The following is a 14,821-nucleotide window of genomic DNA, read 5'->3' on the forward strand; positions in this document are numbered from 1 at the left end:
GCCTTGCCGGCCCCGGTTCGCCATGGGGGTAACAGGAAGGGTCAGCTCAGGGAAAGGTCCGAACCGTCATGGGACGCGGAGAGCATCAGCACACTGGAAACGGTGGTCCAGCCGAGATGGGAATACAGTTTCCGGCCATCAGCGGAGGCCAGGAGCAGGCCCTCCTGCACGTCGTGCTCGAAGGCCTGGGCTGCCAGGGCCCGCATGATGAAACTGCCCAGGCCGCGGCGCTGGAAAGCCGGTTCGGTGATGATCTTGTCGAACACCGCGGTTTCCCCCACCACGAACACGCGTCCGCTTGCCGCCAAAGCGTCACCGGAGCGGACCTCTGCGTAATGCACGCCGTCCTGCTCCCAGGTTGAGTGCGTGAGGTCGTCGTCGGAGAGCCAGGGATCCTCGGCGTCCTGGGTTTCCATGTCCACGATCATCATCGCCTGCGAGCTGGAGGTCACGTTCAGGCCGTGCCGCGCCGCCAGGGTGGAGTACCGGGCGATGTCGTTGGTGAGGATGGTGAAGACCCTCGCGGGTGCCTCCGCCGTCTTTGCGGCCAGAGCCGCGAACTCGTCGTCGGTGGGCTCGGAGGCGAAGAATTCCCAGTCGCCGCTGGTGTCGGCGCGGAGCACGGCGGGGAAGCGGCCCTCGGTGGATGTCCTGTAGCCGCGACAACCGGCCCAGCCCGCCACCCACACCTCAAGAAGGCCAGTGATGTCTTCAACCATGGTTTCCGGGCTCATGGCATGAGACTATTCCAGCCCGGTCGCCAGCAACAGGGGGCGGCCGAGAGCTTATGCAATTGTGATGCTGCGAAAACACGGATGCACCATGCCGGTACCCTTAAATGCGTGGCTTTAAACCGAATTGTGCTCTTTTATGGCTTTACCCCCCTTGCCGACCCGGAGGCGGTACGGCTCTGGCAGCGTGCGCTCTGCGAGAAGCTCGGACTGACGGGCCGCATCCTGATCTCCAGGGACGGCATCAACGCCACCGTGGGCGGTGAGATCGGCGCCGTAAAGCAGTACGTGAAGACAACGCGCGAGTACAAGGGCTTCAGGGACATCGACGTGAAGTGGTCCGACGGCGGCGCCGAGGACTTCCCGCGCCTCAGCGTCAAAGTGCGCGACGAGATTGTCTCCTTCGGAGCTCCCGGAGAACTCAAGGTCGATGCGAACGGTGTGGTGGGCGGGGGAACCCACCTCAAGCCCGAAGAACTGCACCAGCTCGTCGACGCCAAGAAGCAAAGCGGGGAGGACGTGGTCTTCTTTGACGGCCGGAACGCCTTCGAAGCGCAGATCGGCAGGTTCAAGGACGCCATCGTCCCGGACGTCGCCACCACCCATGACTTCATCCAGGAGCTGGAATCCGGGAAGTATGACGACCTCAAGGACAAACCGGTGGTCACCTACTGCACCGGCGGCATCCGCTGCGAGGTGCTGTCCAGCCTCATGGTGAACCGGGGCTTCAAGGAGGTGTACCAGCTCGATGGCGGCATTGTCCGCTACGGCGAAACCTTCAAGGACCAGGGCCTGTGGGAGGGCTCGCTCTACGTCTTCGACAAGCGCATGCACCTCGAGTTCAGCAACGACGCCAAGACCATCGGGCAGTGCGCCCGCTGCGCCGCGCCCACCAGCAAGTTCGAGAACTGTTCCAACCCCAGCTGCCGCACCCTCACCCTGTACTGCGCGGAGTGCGCCTCCAGCCCGGATACCCTGCGCTGCCCCGAGGGCTGCGCCGCCTGACAGGCAAACGCGTCAGAGCAGCCTCAGCCGGTAGGCATAGTTGGCTCCCGTCCTGGCCTCCACCCTGATGCTGAGGGCTGTTTCCGACGAAAGATAAATGACATTCTCCCGGTTGATCCCGCACCGGAGCCCCAGGTCCACCAGCGTCAGTGAGTCGCTGCGGACCGTGAAGGTCACGCGGCGCTGGCTGCGGCACGCCAGGGCCAGCGCGTAGGTTCCCGTTCCCAGCACCGGCGTGGATTCGGTCCGGACGTTCCCCGCGGCCAGGAGTCCTGCCCCGGCGGAGGCCACCGGCTGCCCGGTGTCGGGAAGCGTCCGGGCCGCCCATGCTCCTACGTCTTCCGCCGCCACGGGATCGTTCTGCAGGGGGTCGCGGGTGAACACCGGCCCTGGGAGGCGCGTCCCTTCCGCCTCAACGGGCCCGGGCAGGTTCCGCCCGTCGTCGTACGTATATTCACACCCGCCCAGCAGCATCGCGGCGGCCACCGCAGCGATGACGACGGCGGCGGCCGGCTTCCGCGCCGGCGGCACCCGGGCTTCCTGCCGGGGGTCCGTATGGACGGTGGATGGCGCGGAGGCTATCCGCACACTGGGCATAGTCAGACTGTATGCCCGCCGGCCCCGGCGGGCCAGAGCATGGAGGAGGGCTATTCCTCGGGCGCCAGCCGGTAGGCGTAAATGAGGGGTGCGTCCACGCTGTACGTGCTGATGTCCAGTCTGCCGGCATCCGGAAGGGTGATTCTTGTGGTTTCCCGGCTGCCGTTGCAGGCTGCCCCGGCGTCCGCCAGCATCTTCCCGTTCAGGGATACGGCGAAGAAGGCCTTTCCGCCGCCCTCGCACGTGGCGGTGAGGATATAGCGGCCCGCCGGAACATCAGCGGCTTCCCTGATGATGCGGTCCCGGTTGAGGATCTTGCCCGCGTCCTCGAGGACCGCCCCCGGAGCCGGGGGCAGCGCGGTGGCCTGCCACTGCGGGACGTCCGCGTTCTCGACGGAAACAACAGGGGAGCAGCCGGCCAGGGCAAGGGCCGTGCCCGCAATTGCAGCGGACCACGGCAGCAGGCGGGCGTGCCGCGACGGCCGGAGCCGGGCACGCAGAAGGACGGAAGAACGCGAAGGCATGCCTCCACGCTACCCGGTGCAGCCGGCCCCGGGCTCCGGCGCCGGCCCGGACTAAACTTGGGCAGTGCCTAAATCCCCATACGAGTTCACCGCCGGCAACACCCCGGACGCACCCCGCAGCGACCTCCCGGACCTGCTCACAGCCCTCGCCGCTGACCTGAGGCGCCTGGACTACACACCCGACGGCGTCGCCCGCTTCCTGGGCGCTGCCGCCTCCGCGGCCCTGAACCGGGACCAGATCATTCCGGCCCTGCTGGCAGTGGACCGGGCTGCGTGGCAGGACGAAGGGAACGCGGCGCTCGCCGCCGTCGTCCGCCTTTGGCTCCTGGCCGAGCCGCAGGCGAAGGAGACGCTCGACGCCGCCCTTCCGGGCATTGGCGCCAAAGGCCTCCTTGAGCTGGGGCTGGTGGAGCCCGTTCCCGCCTCAGGGCTTTTGACGGCGAAGGCGGACCTGCGGCCCTACGGGTGGGAACCTAATGAGGACGGCAGCGGGGGTGCGGAGCTGTGGGTGGCCAGTGATCTGGCCGCACACCAGCAGGCGGGCGTGCTGCGTCACGACCATGTGCTCGGCATCGGGCAGGCGTCCACCACCCTGGTGCAGACCACCGTCCGCCGCCACACCGAACGCGCCCTGGACCTCGGCACGGGCTGCGGCATCCAGAGCTTCCACCTGCTGCACCATTGCGAGCACGTCACCGCAACGGACATCTCCGAACGGGCGCTTGCCTACACGCGCTTCAACATCCTGCTCAATGCCGGGGCCCTCTCCGTTGACCCGGACCGGCTCGAGGACAGGGTCAGCCTGCGTCTGGGGTCGCTGCTGGAGCCTGTGGCCGGTGAGGAGTTCGGGCTGGTGGTGTCCAACCCGCCGTTCGTGATCACGCCGCGAAGCGCAGGGGAGGACGCCGCGGACCAGTTCACCTACCGCGACGGCGGACTTCCGGGCGATGAGATCGTCTCTTCCCTTGTGAGGACATTGCCGTCCGTCCTAGCTCCTGCCGGAACAGCCCAGCTTTTAGGCAACTGGGAAGTCATGGCGGGAATGTCATGGCAGGAACGGCCTCAAAGCTGGGCCGGTTCGGACATTGATGCGTGGTTCATCCAGCGCGAGCAGGTGGGGCCGGAGCAGTACGCGGAAACATGGCTGCAGGACGCCTCCGAGGGCCGGGACCGGCAGCACTACCGGGACGCCTACGCCGCTTATCTGGCGGACTTTGAATCGAGGAACGTGGAGGGCATCGGCTTCGGCATGGTCTGGCTCCGGCGGCCGGCGGCACCCGGGCAGGCACCGTTCACCCGGTTCGAGGAAATCACCTACCCCATAGAGCAGCCCATCGGCCCCCACCTGGGCGCCGCCGTCGAACGCATCGACTGGCTGGCCGCGCACAGCGTGGAGGACACGCACCTGCTGGTGGCGGAGGACGTCACGGAGGAGCGCCACCAGCGGCCGGGCGCGGAGCACCCCGGCGTGATCCTGCTCCGGCAGGGGGCGGGCCTGCGCCGGACCAACCTGCTGAGCACCGAGCTGGCAGGCTTCGTTTCGGCGTGCGACGGCGACCTGACGGCCGGGCAGATTGCGGGCGCGCTGGAGGCGCTGCTCGGCGGCGGCGTGACCTCTTCGGGAACCGGGCCGGAGGACGGGTTCGACACCGGTTCCTTCCGGGGCGGACTGCTCACCGATGTGGCCAACCTGGTGCGCGACGGCTTCCTGATCCCTGCCCTGGAGCCGGGCAGGGACTGAGGCGGGGACGGCGCCTCCAGAACCCCCTTCTTTTCCACATGGATGCGCACATTTCTGCAAAATATGGTGAACTAGGCCAGTATGGGCGCATCTGCCCGAGCAACCTTTTTCTGTAGGAGCACCGTGCCAAGCAAGGCCAAAACCGGCAAGAAACTCGTGATTGTGGAGTCTCCGGCCAAGAGCAAGACCATCGCCAAGTACCTCGGCGAGGGCTTCATCGTAGAGGCCTCCATTGGTCACATCCGCGACCTGCCGCAGCCGTCCGAACTGCCCGCTGAGCTGAAGAAAACGTCGGTGGGCAAGTTCGCCGTCGACATCGATCACGACTTCAAGCCCTACTACGTGGTGTCCGCGGACAAGAAGAAAAAGGTGACCGAGCTCAAGGCTGCGCTCAAGGACGCCGACGAACTCTATCTCGCAACCGATGGGGACCGCGAGGGCGAGGCCATCGCGTGGCACCTGCTGGAAGTGCTCAAGCCCAAGGTCCCCGTGTACCGGATGACGTTCGGCGAAATTACCAAGGAAGCCATCCAGCGCGCCATGGGAAACCTGCGCGATGTGGACACGGCATTGGTGGACGCCCAGGAAACCCGCCGCGTCCTGGACCGCCTGTACGGCTACGAAATCTCCCCGGTGCTGTGGCGCAAAGTGGCCCGCGGCCTGTCCGCCGGCCGCGTGCAGTCCGTGGTGACCCGCATGGTGGTGGACCGCGAACGCGAACGGATGGCGTTCAAGGCTGCCTCCTACTGGGACCTCACCGGCCAGTTCGGCGCAGACGCCGGATCCTTCAAAGCCAAGCTCGCCGCCGTGGACGGCTCCAAGGTGGCCAGCGGCCGTGACTTTAACGACGACGGCGTCCTCACCTCGAAAAACGTCGCGCACCTGAACGAAGAGCTGGCCACGTCCCTGGCGGCAGGGCTGCAGGAGGCCTCGTTCACTGTCCGGTCCGTGGACACCAAGCCGTACACCCGCCGTCCGGCTGCGCCGTTCACCACCTCCACGCTGCAGCAGGAGGCGGGCCGCAAGCTGCGCTTCTCCTCCAAGAGCACCATGCAGGTGGCCCAGCGGCTGTACGAAAACGGCTACATCACCTACATGCGTACGGACTCCTCAGCCCTGAGTGACGAGGCCGTCACCGCGGCCCGGCGGCAGGCTTCCGAACTGTACGGTCCTGAGTACATCCCGCAGTCACCGCGGGTGTACACCGGCAAGGCAGCCAACGCGCAGGAGGCACACGAGGCCATCCGTCCCGCCGGTGACTCGTTCCGCACCCCGGCGCAGGTGGCCAAACAGCTCTCCGGCGACGAGTTCCGCCTGTACGAACTCATCTGGAAGCGCACGGTCGCGTCACAGATGGCCGATGCCAAAGGCTCGACGGCGACCATCCGGCTGGGTGCCGTCGCTGCGGACGGGCGCGATGCCGAGTTCTCGGCCTCCGGCACCGTCATCACCTTCCCCGGCTTCCTCGCCGCGTACGAGGAAGGCAAGGACGAGACCCGCGGGGACGACGAATCCGACGAAGCCCGCCGGCTGCCCAACGTTGCCAAGGGTGATGCGCTCAAGGCGTCCGAGATCCTGGCAGTGGGCCACGAGACCTCGCCGCCGCCGCGCTACACCGAAGCGTCACTGACGGCGGAGCTTGAGAAGAGGGGCATCGGCCGCCCGTCCACGTACGCCTCCACCATTTCCACCATCCAGGACCGCGGGTATGTCCGGAAACAGGGTTCGGCCCTGGTTCCCAGCTGGATTGCGTTCTCGGTGATCCGCCTGCTGGAGCAGCACTTCAGCGACTACGTGGACTACGAGTTCACCGCCGACATGGAAGGCGACCTGGACAAGATTGCCAACGGCCAGGCCGTGGGCGCTTCCTGGCTGCGGCACTTCTACTTCGGCGAAGAGTCCGATCCCGGCCTGCTGAGCATCGTGAACAACCTGGGCGAGATCGACGCCCGCGAGATCAACTCCATCCCGATCACCGATGAGATTACGCTCCGGGTTGGCAAGTTCGGCCCGTACCTGGAAAGCTCGGCTGCCACTGTTGACCCGAAGACCGGGGAGATCGTGGAGTCGGCACGCGCCAACGTGCCCGAGGACCTGGCTCCTGACGAGCTGACCGCCGCCAAGGCCATTGAGCTGATGGAAACCGCTGCTCCCGAGGAACGCGTGCTGGGCACCGACCCGCACACCGGGCACACGGTGGTTGCCAAGAACGGCCGCTACGGCGCGTACGTCACCGAGGTCATCCCCGAGATGACCGAGGAACAGATTGCTGCCCAGCCCGTGGAGTACTACAAGAACGGCAAGCCCAAGCCGCCGAAGAAACCGGTGAAGGCCAAGCCCCGCACCGGCTCGCTGTTCAAGTCCATGACCGTGGACTCGGTCACCCTGGACGAGGCGCTGCAGCTCATGAGCCTGCCCCGCGCGCTGGGTGAGGACGCCGAAGGCAACCTCATCACGGTGCAGAACGGCCGGTTTGGTCCGTACCTCAAGAAGGGGACCGACTCCCGGTCCATCGGCTCCGAGGAAGAGATCTTCACCATCACCCTGGACCAGGCGCTCGAGATCTACTCCCAGCCGAAGCAGCGCGGCGCCCGGGCCGCCGTCCCGCCGCTGGCGGAGTTCGGCCCGGACCCGGTGTCTGAAAAGAACATCGTGGTGAAGGAAGGCCGCTTCGGCCCCTACATTACGGACGGGATCACCAACATCACCGTTCCGCGGGCAACGTCCCTGGAGGAGCTCACCCGCGAGCAGGCGGTGGAACTGCTGGCGGAGAAGCGTGCCAAGGGCCCGGTGAAGCGTACGGCCACCCGCAAGGCTCCGGCCAAGAAGAAGGCAACCGCCAAGAAGTAGCGGTAGTTACGGGGTTTGCATGGGGCACTGGATCGTGATCGGGTAGAGGGATGACTGAACAGCCCGCAATTGACGACACCACTCCGCTCAACGACCTCGAGGAGAAGCTCGCCAAGGGCGGCCAGCCCGATGTCAGCCCGGTAGACGTCATCCTGTCCTTCCTGAACAGCGAGGTCTACATCATCAGTTCGGACGGCATCGAGGGCGAGGACTCCCAGGTGGAGCCCCTGGTCCTGGGCAATGCCGACGGCGACCCCGTCCTGGCCGTCTTCTCGCACCCCAGCCGGGTGGACCAGCAGTACCTTGAAGCTGCGCCCAACGTGCTGGGAACACAGGGTGCGGCCATCATCGCCAACATCGGCGAAGAGCTGGGAATGGTCATTAACCCGGGCGCAGCCTACGGTTTCGAGATCAACCCGGAAGGCGTGGCCAACATCAAGCGCGACTTCAAGCGCGCTGACGAGGAATAATGGCACCATGCGGCTAGGCGTCCTCGATATCGGGTCCAATACTGTCCATCTCCTCCTGGTGGATGCCCACCCCGGCGCGCGCCCGGTGCCCTTTGCCTCGCATAAACGGCCGCTGTCCCTGGTCCAGTACCTGGAGCCGGACGGCAGCATCAACGACGCCGGCCAGCACGAGCTCACCGAGTTCGTCCTTGAGGCCTGGGAATTTGCCGCCAGGCACAAGGCCGAGGACCTCCTGGCCTTCTGCACGTCAGCGATCCGGGAGGCCACCAACGGCCCCGAGGTCCTGGCCCGCGTCAAGCACGAAACCACCGTCACCCTGCAGGAACTCACCGGCAGCGAAGAAGCATCCATGACCTTCTTCGCCGTCAGGCGCTGGCACGGCTGGGGCGCCGGACCCATCCTGAACCTGGACATCGGCGGCGGATCCTTCGAGATGGCCTTCGGCCAGGATGAGCTTCCTGAAGTGGCCACCTCCGTACCGCTGGGCGCCAGCCGGCTGACGCGGGACTGGCTGTCAGAAGACCCGCCGTCTGCCAAAAGCGTCAAGGAGCTCAGGCGGTACATCCGGGCCACCCTCAAACCGGCAGTCCGGGAGTTCGACGGGCTGGGTCGGGCCAACGTGGTGGCGGGAACGTCCAAGACCTTCCGTTCCCTGGCGCGGATCGCCGGTGCCGCTCCCAGTGCGGCAGGCCCCTACGTCAAACGCGAGCTGCAGGCTTCGGACCTGGGCGTCTGGGCGCAGCGCATCTCGGCCATGAAGGCCGAGGACCGGCTGCACCTGCCGGGCGTCTCCGAAGCCCGCGCCCACCAGTTGCTGGCCGGAGCGCTCGTGGCGGAGGCCGCGCTGGAACTCTTCAAATTCAAGAAGCTGAGGATCTGCCCCTGGGCTCTGCGGGAAGGCCTGATCCTCCGCCGGCTGGACCAGCTGGTGTTTTCCGGGCCACTGGAGCTGGCACCCCACCTGGCGCCGCCGCAGGCCGTCGAAGCCGCCGTCTAGAAAACCCGTTAAACGGAAATACCGGCGCCGGCAACAGGAAAATGGGGGAAAACCTGTTGCCGGACGCCGGTACCCTGGCAGGGATCCCCATCCCTGCCGCATCACTCGCACCCTCAATGAGGTACTGACTACGTTAGGGCTGCAAGTTGTGAGGGACCTGCACCCAACATGTGAGCCAGCTGTGAATGGGTTTCAGGGAGTTCCCGCCTTTTTCGTGTCCGCCCCCGGTCATGTATTTCGGCGCCGGCCGGGCCTAACTGTAATGATGGAGCCATGAGCAACCGAATCGCATTCCTTGGCTGTGGATCCATGAACGAAGCAATTCTGAGTGGCCTGCTGGAAGCCGGAACGGATCCGGCGGACGTCGTCGCAACCGTCCGGAGGGCTGAACGCGCCGCCGAACTGGCAGAGCGGCACCACGGGGTGACCGCAATCGCCGGGGAAGAGGAACCGGACAACAACAAGCAGGCAACCAAGGGATCCGGCGTCGTGATCCTGGGCGTCAAGCCCGTTGGGATTACCGAACTTGCTCGGGAAATCAGCAGCTCGCTCTCACCCACGACGGTGGTGGTGAGCGTGGCTGCGGCGGTGTCCATCGCCCAGCTTGAGGCAGCACTGCCGGCAGGCCAGCCGGTCATCCGGTCCATGCCCAATACTCCTTCCAAGCTCGGCCGGGGCGTGGTGTCCGTCTCGCCGGGCACCAACTGCACCCCGGAGCAGCTCCAGAGGGTCAAGGACGTCCTGCACGGCGCAGGAACGGTGGTGGAGGTCCCAGAGGAACAGGTGGACGCGCTCTCGGCGATCAGCGGCTCCGGACCGGCCTACGCGTTCTACCTTGCCGAAGCAATGGCCGCAGCAGGCCGGGAACTGGGCCTGGACGCGGAACTGTCATTGCTCCTGGCCCGGGAAACAGTGGCGGGAGCCGGCTTCATGCTGGCTGAGCCCGGCGCCGATCCCACCGCCCTGCGCAAGGCCGTGACCAGCCCGAACGGCACCACCGAGAGGGCCATCGCCACGTTCGACGAGCGCGGGATGCCCGCCATCATCGCTGCCGGAGCCCGCGCGGCTGCCGAGCGGGCAGCCGAAATCACCAAACAGCTCGGCTAGCGTGGAAATAGCGTGGGCCCACGACCGCAGGGTTTCCCTGGCCGAGCTTGCGAGGTGAGGGGGCGGTTGGGGACTACGGCCGGGCGGCGAAGCGCTCCAGCAGGTCCACGTGGCCGGAGACGATCAGCATGTCCCGGGAGGAGACCTTGGTCTCCGGCCGGGCGTAGGTGAAGTCCTCGCCCGGCGACTTCACACCGACGATCGTCACGCCGTACTTGGACCGGACCTTGGACTCGTCCAGCGTGAATCCCACCGTTTCACGCGGGGGATACATCTTCACGATGGCGAAGTCGTCGTCGAACTCGATGAAGTCCAGCATCCGCCCGGAGACCAGGTGCGCGGCGCGGACTCCGGCGTCGGCCTCAGGATAAATTACGTGGTTGGCGCCGATCCGGGTGAGGATCTTGCCGTGGGAGGGCGTGATCGCCTTGACCCAGAGGTGCTCGATGCCAAGGTCCACCAGGTTGACTGTGATCAGCACCGAGGACTCGATGGACGTGCCCACGCCCACAACGGCGGAGCTGAACTCCTGCGCTCCCAATTGGCGAAGGGCATCGATATTCGTGGCGTCGGCCTCCACCACGTGCGTCAGCAGCGGCGCCCACTTCTGCACCAGGCTCCGGTCCCGTTCGATGGCGAGGACTTCGCGGCCCTGCTTGACCAGCTGCTCTGCCGTGGAGGAGCCAAAGCGTCCCAGCCCGATGACCAGCACGGGGGCGTTATGGGCGGGACGCCGCGGGGCGTCGGGTGAACTAGCCAATGATGGGCCTCTCTTCGGGATAGTGGTAGAGCTGGCTGCGCTGGCGAAGGGCCAGGGCGGCGGCGAGGGTGACGGTGCCAACACGGCCGGCGAACATGAGCGCGGTGAGGACGTAAACGCCCGCCGGCGCCACTTCAGCGCTGAGGTTGGTGCTCAAACCCACGGTTGCGAACGCGGAGATCGTTTCGAACAGCACCCGGTCAAGCGAGGCACCGCTGATGTGGAGCAGGAGGAACGCGGATACGGAGACCAGCGTGGCACCGGCGACGATCACCGAGATGGCCACCCGCATGGTTCCCTCCGGGATGGTCCTGCCGTACACCTTGACGTCGGTGTCGCCGCGGCCTTCAGCCACGATTGCCAGGAACATGACGGCGATGGTGGTGACCTTGATGCCGCCTGCAGTGGAGGCTGAACCGCCGCCGGCGAACATCAGCGCATCTGTCAGCAGCATGGTGGTGGATTCCATCTGGTTCTGGTCCACCAGGTTGAAGCCCCCGGACCGCATCATGACGGACGCGAACAGGGAATGGGTGACCTTGTCGCCCAGGTCCATTGTCCCGATCGTCCGCAGGTTGTCCCACTCCATCAAAGCCCACAGGACGGTGCCCGCCACCAGGAGGATGAAGGAGACCTGGATGGTGAGTTTGGTGTGCAGGTTCCACTTTTTCCAGTTCAGCCCGTTCTGCTGCAGGACCATCACCACAGGAAAACCGAGGCTGCCCAGGAAGACGCCGAGCATCAGAGGAACCAGGATCCACAGGTCTGTTTCGTAGGGCACGATGCCGTCAGAGTGCGGAGTGAAACCTGCATTGTTGAAGGAGGAGATGGCATAGAAAATCCCGTGCCAGACAGCCTGCCAGAACGGCTCACCCAGGGTCAGGAACCGGGGGATCAGGGCCAGTGCGAGGATGCTTTCAATCACTACTGACGTGGTGATAACAATCCGAAGCAGGGTGCCCACCTCGCCCAGGCGCCCTGCGTTGTTCATGGATTCGGCGGCAATGATCTTGCCGCGCACTCCCAGTCTCTTGCCAACCATCAGCGCCAGCAGCGAGGCCAAGGTCAAGGTGCCGAGGCCGCCGATGAACACGCCCACCAGGATCACCAGCTGGCCGAAGAAGGACCAGTGGACAGCCGTGGACACCACCGTCAGTCCGGTGACGCACACGGCGGAGACCGCGGTGAACAGTGCCTGGTGGACCGGGGTGACGGTGCCGGCGGCGGAGGAGACGGGAAGGGACAGCAGGAGCGCAAATACAAGGCAGACGGCGGCGAACACTGTCAGGGCAAGCCGGGCCGGCGAAGTGTTCGCAATGTCGTCGACGAAGTCCCGCAGCCGCGTAAGGATCCAGAGGCCTTCCCGCTCCTGCGCTGCGGGATGCCAGTTGGCCGGGGTACGGGGCCTCGACTGGCTTTGCGTCATGTGTGGCTTTTCCTCGGTAGAAACTGTTTCCCTCAGTAGTAAACCACTAATGCATGCGTCATGACCGGGCGGGAGGGGTGCCGCGCTCAGGTAGCCTGTGATTGATGACATACCTGCCGGGCCTCAGCTTGCCCGCGCCCCCAACGGTGGTGGCGTGGAGTTCTGACATGACCGCGTACAACTTCGGCCCCGGCCATCCCATGGCGCCGGAGCGGATGGACCTCACAGCCCGGTTGGCGTCCAGCCTGGGACTGTTCGACCTGGACCATGTTGCGGTGGAAGCCCCGGACGTGGCGGATGACGCCGCCCTTGAGTCCGTGCATTCGCCCGAGTTTGTTGCCGCAGTCAAAAAGGTCAGCGCCGATCCCGGCCAGCCTGATGAGTCCCGCGGACTGGGTACCGAGGACGACCCCGCTTTTGCCGGGATGCATGAGGCGGCGGCCCGCCTTGCAGGAGCCTCGCTGCTGTCCGCTTCCCGGATCCTGGACGGTTCAGCCCTGCGCGCCATCAACTTCGGCGGCGGCATGCACCACGCCTCGCGCGAGCGGGCCAGCGGCTTTTGTATCTATAACGACGCCGCACTTGCGGTGCAGAAGCTGCTCGACGGCGGCATCCGCAGGGTGGCGTATATCGACGTCGATGCGCACCATGGTGACGGAACGGAAAGCATTTTCTGGGACGACCCCCGCGTGCTCACGGTCTCGCTGCACGAGAGCGGCCTGACGCTGTTCCCGGGCACCGGGTTCGCGAATGAGATCGGCGGCCCGCAGGCCGAGGGGACAGCGGTGAACGTTGCGCTGCCCTCGGGGACTGGGGACGCCGGCTGGCTGCGCGCCTTCTACGCGGTGGTCCCGCAATTGGTGGCCGCCTTCCAGCCGGAGGTGATTGTCAGCCAGCACGGGTGCGACTCCCACCGGCTGGATCCCCTCACCCACCTCAACCTCAGCGTTGACGGGCAGCGGGAGGCCGCGTCCGCCGTCGGGAACCTTGCAGCCCGCCACTGCGACAACCGCTGGATTGCCACGGGAGGCGGCGGCTACAACGTCCTCCAGGTGGTTCCGCGGTCCTGGAGCCACCTGATTGCCATCGCGGCGGGACGGCCCGTGCCGCTGCGTACGCCGGTCCCGCAGGACTGGCGTGACTATGTGGAGGACAAGTTCGGCTCCTCGGCGCCGGCGCTGATGAGTGACGACGTGGAGCTGTGGTGGCGGTCGTGGGAGGTCGGTTTCGACCCCAACGACGCCGTGGACCGTACGGTGATGGCAACGCGAAAATCCGTCTTCCCGCTGCACGGGCTGGACCCCTGGTTCGACTGACGCCGTGCCGGTCAGGTACTCCGCTTCTCCGTCTGGAAGACCACTCCCGCTGCGCCGATCAGCCAGCCCAGCAGCGACAGGGCGAAGGCCCCGATCAGGTCCGTGGACGCGGTTCCCTTGGCGAGCCAGAGCAGCAGGACGGCCAGGCCAACTGCGAGGTAGACGATGATGGCGGCGACGATCCGCCCCGATAGCCTCGCGGTGACGTCGGACGGGTTGATGACCGTGGAGCTTCCCTGCCCAGCGGGACCCGATGGCCGGCGGGCGTCCTGCTCTGACTCGTCACGGCGGACCTCGGCGATGGTAAACCCCAAGGCAGATGCGGTAAGGGAACTCAATGAGGTGGCCAGGACGCCGGCGGCGGTGACCAGGGCTCCATTGAGGGGCGGCGCCACAGTCCTGCCGTCAGGCACCCAGAACCCCACGCGCAGCAGCACGGAGCCCCAGACGGCGACGAAGAGGCCCAGGAAAACGAACGCGATGATGTTGAACAGTTGCTGGCGGAGGAAATCCATACCACCCACTCCTCAGGTCGCGCGGCCGCTTCCCGGGAACCCGGGGCAACCCTGGAACCGTTCTAGCACTGCTGGAGAGCCCGGGCAATGGCGTCCGGTACGGCCGAAATAGTTGATGCCTTTCGGCGTATATGTCGCTAGGGTGGGAGGCATGGTGACAGACGACGTATTTGCCGTCATAGCGGAATCGACCCGGCGTGACATTTTGGTTTCCCTCCGTGCAGGAGACAAGGCCGTGGGCGAACTGGTGGAGGAACTGGCGGCGAGCCAGCCCACCATTTCCAAGCACCTCAAAGTCCTTCGCGAAGCCCAGCTAGTGAGCATGAGGGCACAGGGCCAGAAGCGCTACTACGCACTCAACCGCAAGCCGCTGGAGGGCATCGCCACCTGGCTTGAAACCCTGGACGTGGGAGCAGCGGCCCCGGCGGTCGAAACCACTGCCTCGGCACCCGTTCCCGCCGTTGCCGGCAGAAGCCAGGAACAGGCTTCCCGCACCGCCGGCAAGGCGGCTCCGGACCAGGAAGCCGCCACGGCCGGAGCAGTGGCGGCGGAGGCTGTGTCCGCCGGCGTCCTGGCACGCGACGGCGCCGAGCTGAGTCCCGCCGTCGTCATTCCCGGCGGAACCACGGCGCCCCTGAGCGACGACACCGTTCCCCAGCAGATCGGCAGGACCGTGGGCCGGGCCGCCACCAAGGCCGCCGACCTCCTGGCGAACCTCCCCACCCTGCCGAAGTTCGGCCGCAAAAAGTAAGTAGCAGCAAGTGTCGTTCTGAGCGCTCAAA

14 protein-coding genes are annotated in these 14,821 nt (G+C 66.1%); 8 read left to right on the forward strand and 6 right to left on the reverse strand.

The window, feature by feature from the left end:
- Positions 1-41: 41 nt before the first annotated feature.
- Complete coding sequence (locus WHH00_RS02720) at positions 42-734, reverse strand: GNAT family N-acetyltransferase (protein WP_406636308.1); 693 nt, start codon at positions 732-734, stop codon at positions 42-44.
- Positions 735-842: 108 nt separating this feature from the next.
- Here WHH00_RS02720 and WHH00_RS02725 point away from each other — a divergent pair, with 108 nt between their 5' ends.
- Positions 843-1,736: a rhodanese-related sulfurtransferase gene (locus WHH00_RS02725; protein ID WP_406636310.1), complete on the forward strand. Its 894-nt coding sequence runs from the start codon at positions 843-845 to the stop codon at positions 1,734-1,736.
- Between the two features lie 12 nt (positions 1,737-1,748).
- Here the strand turns inward: WHH00_RS02725 and WHH00_RS02730 are convergent, their stop codons facing one another.
- Positions 1,749-2,333: a hypothetical protein gene (locus tag WHH00_RS02730; RefSeq protein ID WP_406636312.1), complete on the reverse strand. Its 585-nt coding sequence runs from the start codon at positions 2,331-2,333 to the stop codon at positions 1,749-1,751.
- Positions 2,334-2,383: 50 nt separating this feature from the next.
- The gene (locus WHH00_RS02735) at positions 2,384-2,857 is read right to left on the reverse strand and encodes a hypothetical protein (protein WP_406636314.1); all 474 of its coding nucleotides are present in this window, start codon (positions 2,855-2,857) and stop codon (positions 2,384-2,386) included.
- A 64-nt stretch (positions 2,858-2,921) separates the two neighbouring features.
- On the opposite strand from WHH00_RS02735, the gene WHH00_RS02740 reads away from it, so the two are divergent.
- The 5 genes from WHH00_RS02740 (at position 2,922) to proC (ending at position 10,022) form a co-directional block, all read left to right on the forward strand.
- A complete protein-coding gene (locus WHH00_RS02740; RefSeq protein ID WP_406636316.1) occupies positions 2,922-4,598 on the forward strand; it encodes a methyltransferase in 1,677 nt (558 codons plus the stop codon).
- A 123-nt stretch (positions 4,599-4,721) separates the two neighbouring features.
- Positions 4,722-7,448 (forward strand): type I DNA topoisomerase, encoded by a 2,727-nt coding sequence (gene topA, locus WHH00_RS02745; protein WP_406636318.1) that lies wholly within the window; start codon positions 4,722-4,724, stop codon positions 7,446-7,448.
- A 50-nt stretch (positions 7,449-7,498) separates the two neighbouring features.
- Positions 7,499-7,918, forward strand: coding sequence for an SseB family protein (locus WHH00_RS02750; protein ID WP_406636320.1), 420 nt, complete (start codon positions 7,499-7,501; stop codon positions 7,916-7,918).
- A gap of 7 nt (positions 7,919-7,925) precedes the next feature.
- Complete coding sequence (locus tag WHH00_RS02755; RefSeq protein WP_406636322.1) at positions 7,926-8,915, forward strand: Ppx/GppA phosphatase family protein; 990 nt, start codon at positions 7,926-7,928, stop codon at positions 8,913-8,915.
- Positions 8,916-9,188: 273 nt separating this feature from the next.
- Complete coding sequence (gene proC, locus WHH00_RS02760) at positions 9,189-10,022, forward strand: pyrroline-5-carboxylate reductase (protein ID WP_406636324.1); 834 nt, start codon at positions 9,189-9,191, stop codon at positions 10,020-10,022.
- A gap of 73 nt (positions 10,023-10,095) precedes the next feature.
- On the opposite strand, the gene WHH00_RS02765 is transcribed toward proC, so the two are convergent.
- Both WHH00_RS02765 and WHH00_RS02770 read right to left on the reverse strand, forming a co-directional pair.
- Positions 10,096-10,734 (reverse strand): TrkA family potassium uptake protein, encoded by a 639-nt coding sequence (locus WHH00_RS02765; RefSeq protein WP_171059109.1) that lies wholly within the window; start codon positions 10,732-10,734, stop codon positions 10,096-10,098.
- A 40-nt stretch (positions 10,735-10,774) separates the two neighbouring features.
- On the reverse strand, positions 10,775-12,208 hold the full coding sequence (locus WHH00_RS02770) for a TrkH family potassium uptake protein (RefSeq protein ID WP_406636326.1): 1,434 nt from the start codon (positions 12,206-12,208) through the stop codon (positions 10,775-10,777).
- 104 nt (positions 12,209-12,312) lie between these two features.
- On the opposite strand from WHH00_RS02770, the gene WHH00_RS02775 reads away from it, so the two are divergent.
- Positions 12,313-13,524, forward strand: a complete 1,212-nt coding sequence (locus tag WHH00_RS02775) for an acetoin utilization protein AcuC (protein WP_406636328.1) — start codon at positions 12,313-12,315, stop codon at positions 13,522-13,524.
- An 11-nt stretch (positions 13,525-13,535) separates the two neighbouring features.
- Here WHH00_RS02775 and WHH00_RS02780 read toward each other — a convergent pair whose 3' ends face one another.
- The gene (locus tag WHH00_RS02780) at positions 13,536-14,039 is read right to left on the reverse strand and encodes a hypothetical protein (protein ID WP_231453970.1); all 504 of its coding nucleotides are present in this window, start codon (positions 14,037-14,039) and stop codon (positions 13,536-13,538) included.
- A 151-nt stretch (positions 14,040-14,190) separates the two neighbouring features.
- Here WHH00_RS02780 and WHH00_RS02785 point away from each other — a divergent pair, with 151 nt between their 5' ends.
- Entirely contained in the window at positions 14,191-14,790 is a 600-nt protein-coding gene (locus tag WHH00_RS02785) for an ArsR/SmtB family transcription factor (protein ID WP_406636330.1), read from the forward strand.
- Positions 14,791-14,821 lie beyond the last annotated feature (31 nt).

Origin of the sequence: Pseudarthrobacter quantipunctorum (genome assembly GCF_045291495.1) — a bacterium.
In the GTDB taxonomy this organism is placed as follows: domain Bacteria; phylum Actinomycetota; class Actinomycetes; order Actinomycetales; family Micrococcaceae; genus Arthrobacter; species Arthrobacter quantipunctorum.

Coding starts and splice junctions, on each gene's coding strand:
- WHH00_RS02720 (WP_406636308.1), bottom strand. CDS start 734: ATGAGCCCGGAAACCATGGTTGAAGACATCACTGGCCTTCTTGAGGTG.
- WHH00_RS02730 (WP_406636312.1), bottom strand. CDS start 2,333: ATGCCCAGTGTGCGGATAGCCTCCGCGCCATCCACCGTCCATACGGAC.
- WHH00_RS02735 (WP_406636314.1), bottom strand. CDS start 2,857: ATGCCTTCGCGTTCTTCCGTCCTTCTGCGTGCCCGGCTCCGGCCGTCG.
- WHH00_RS02750 (WP_406636320.1), top strand. CDS start 7,499: ATGACTGAACAGCCCGCAATTGACGACACCACTCCGCTCAACGACCTC.
- WHH00_RS02755 (WP_406636322.1), top strand. CDS start 7,926: ATGCGGCTAGGCGTCCTCGATATCGGGTCCAATACTGTCCATCTCCTC.
- proC (WP_406636324.1), top strand. CDS start 9,189: ATGAGCAACCGAATCGCATTCCTTGGCTGTGGATCCATGAACGAAGCA.
- WHH00_RS02770 (WP_406636326.1), bottom strand. CDS start 12,208: ATGACGCAAAGCCAGTCGAGGCCCCGTACCCCGGCCAACTGGCATCCC.
- WHH00_RS02775 (WP_406636328.1), top strand. CDS start 12,313: ATGACATACCTGCCGGGCCTCAGCTTGCCCGCGCCCCCAACGGTGGTG.
- WHH00_RS02780 (WP_231453970.1), bottom strand. CDS start 14,039: ATGGATTTCCTCCGCCAGCAACTGTTCAACATCATCGCGTTCGTTTTC.
- WHH00_RS02785 (WP_406636330.1), top strand. CDS start 14,191: ATGGTGACAGACGACGTATTTGCCGTCATAGCGGAATCGACCCGGCGT.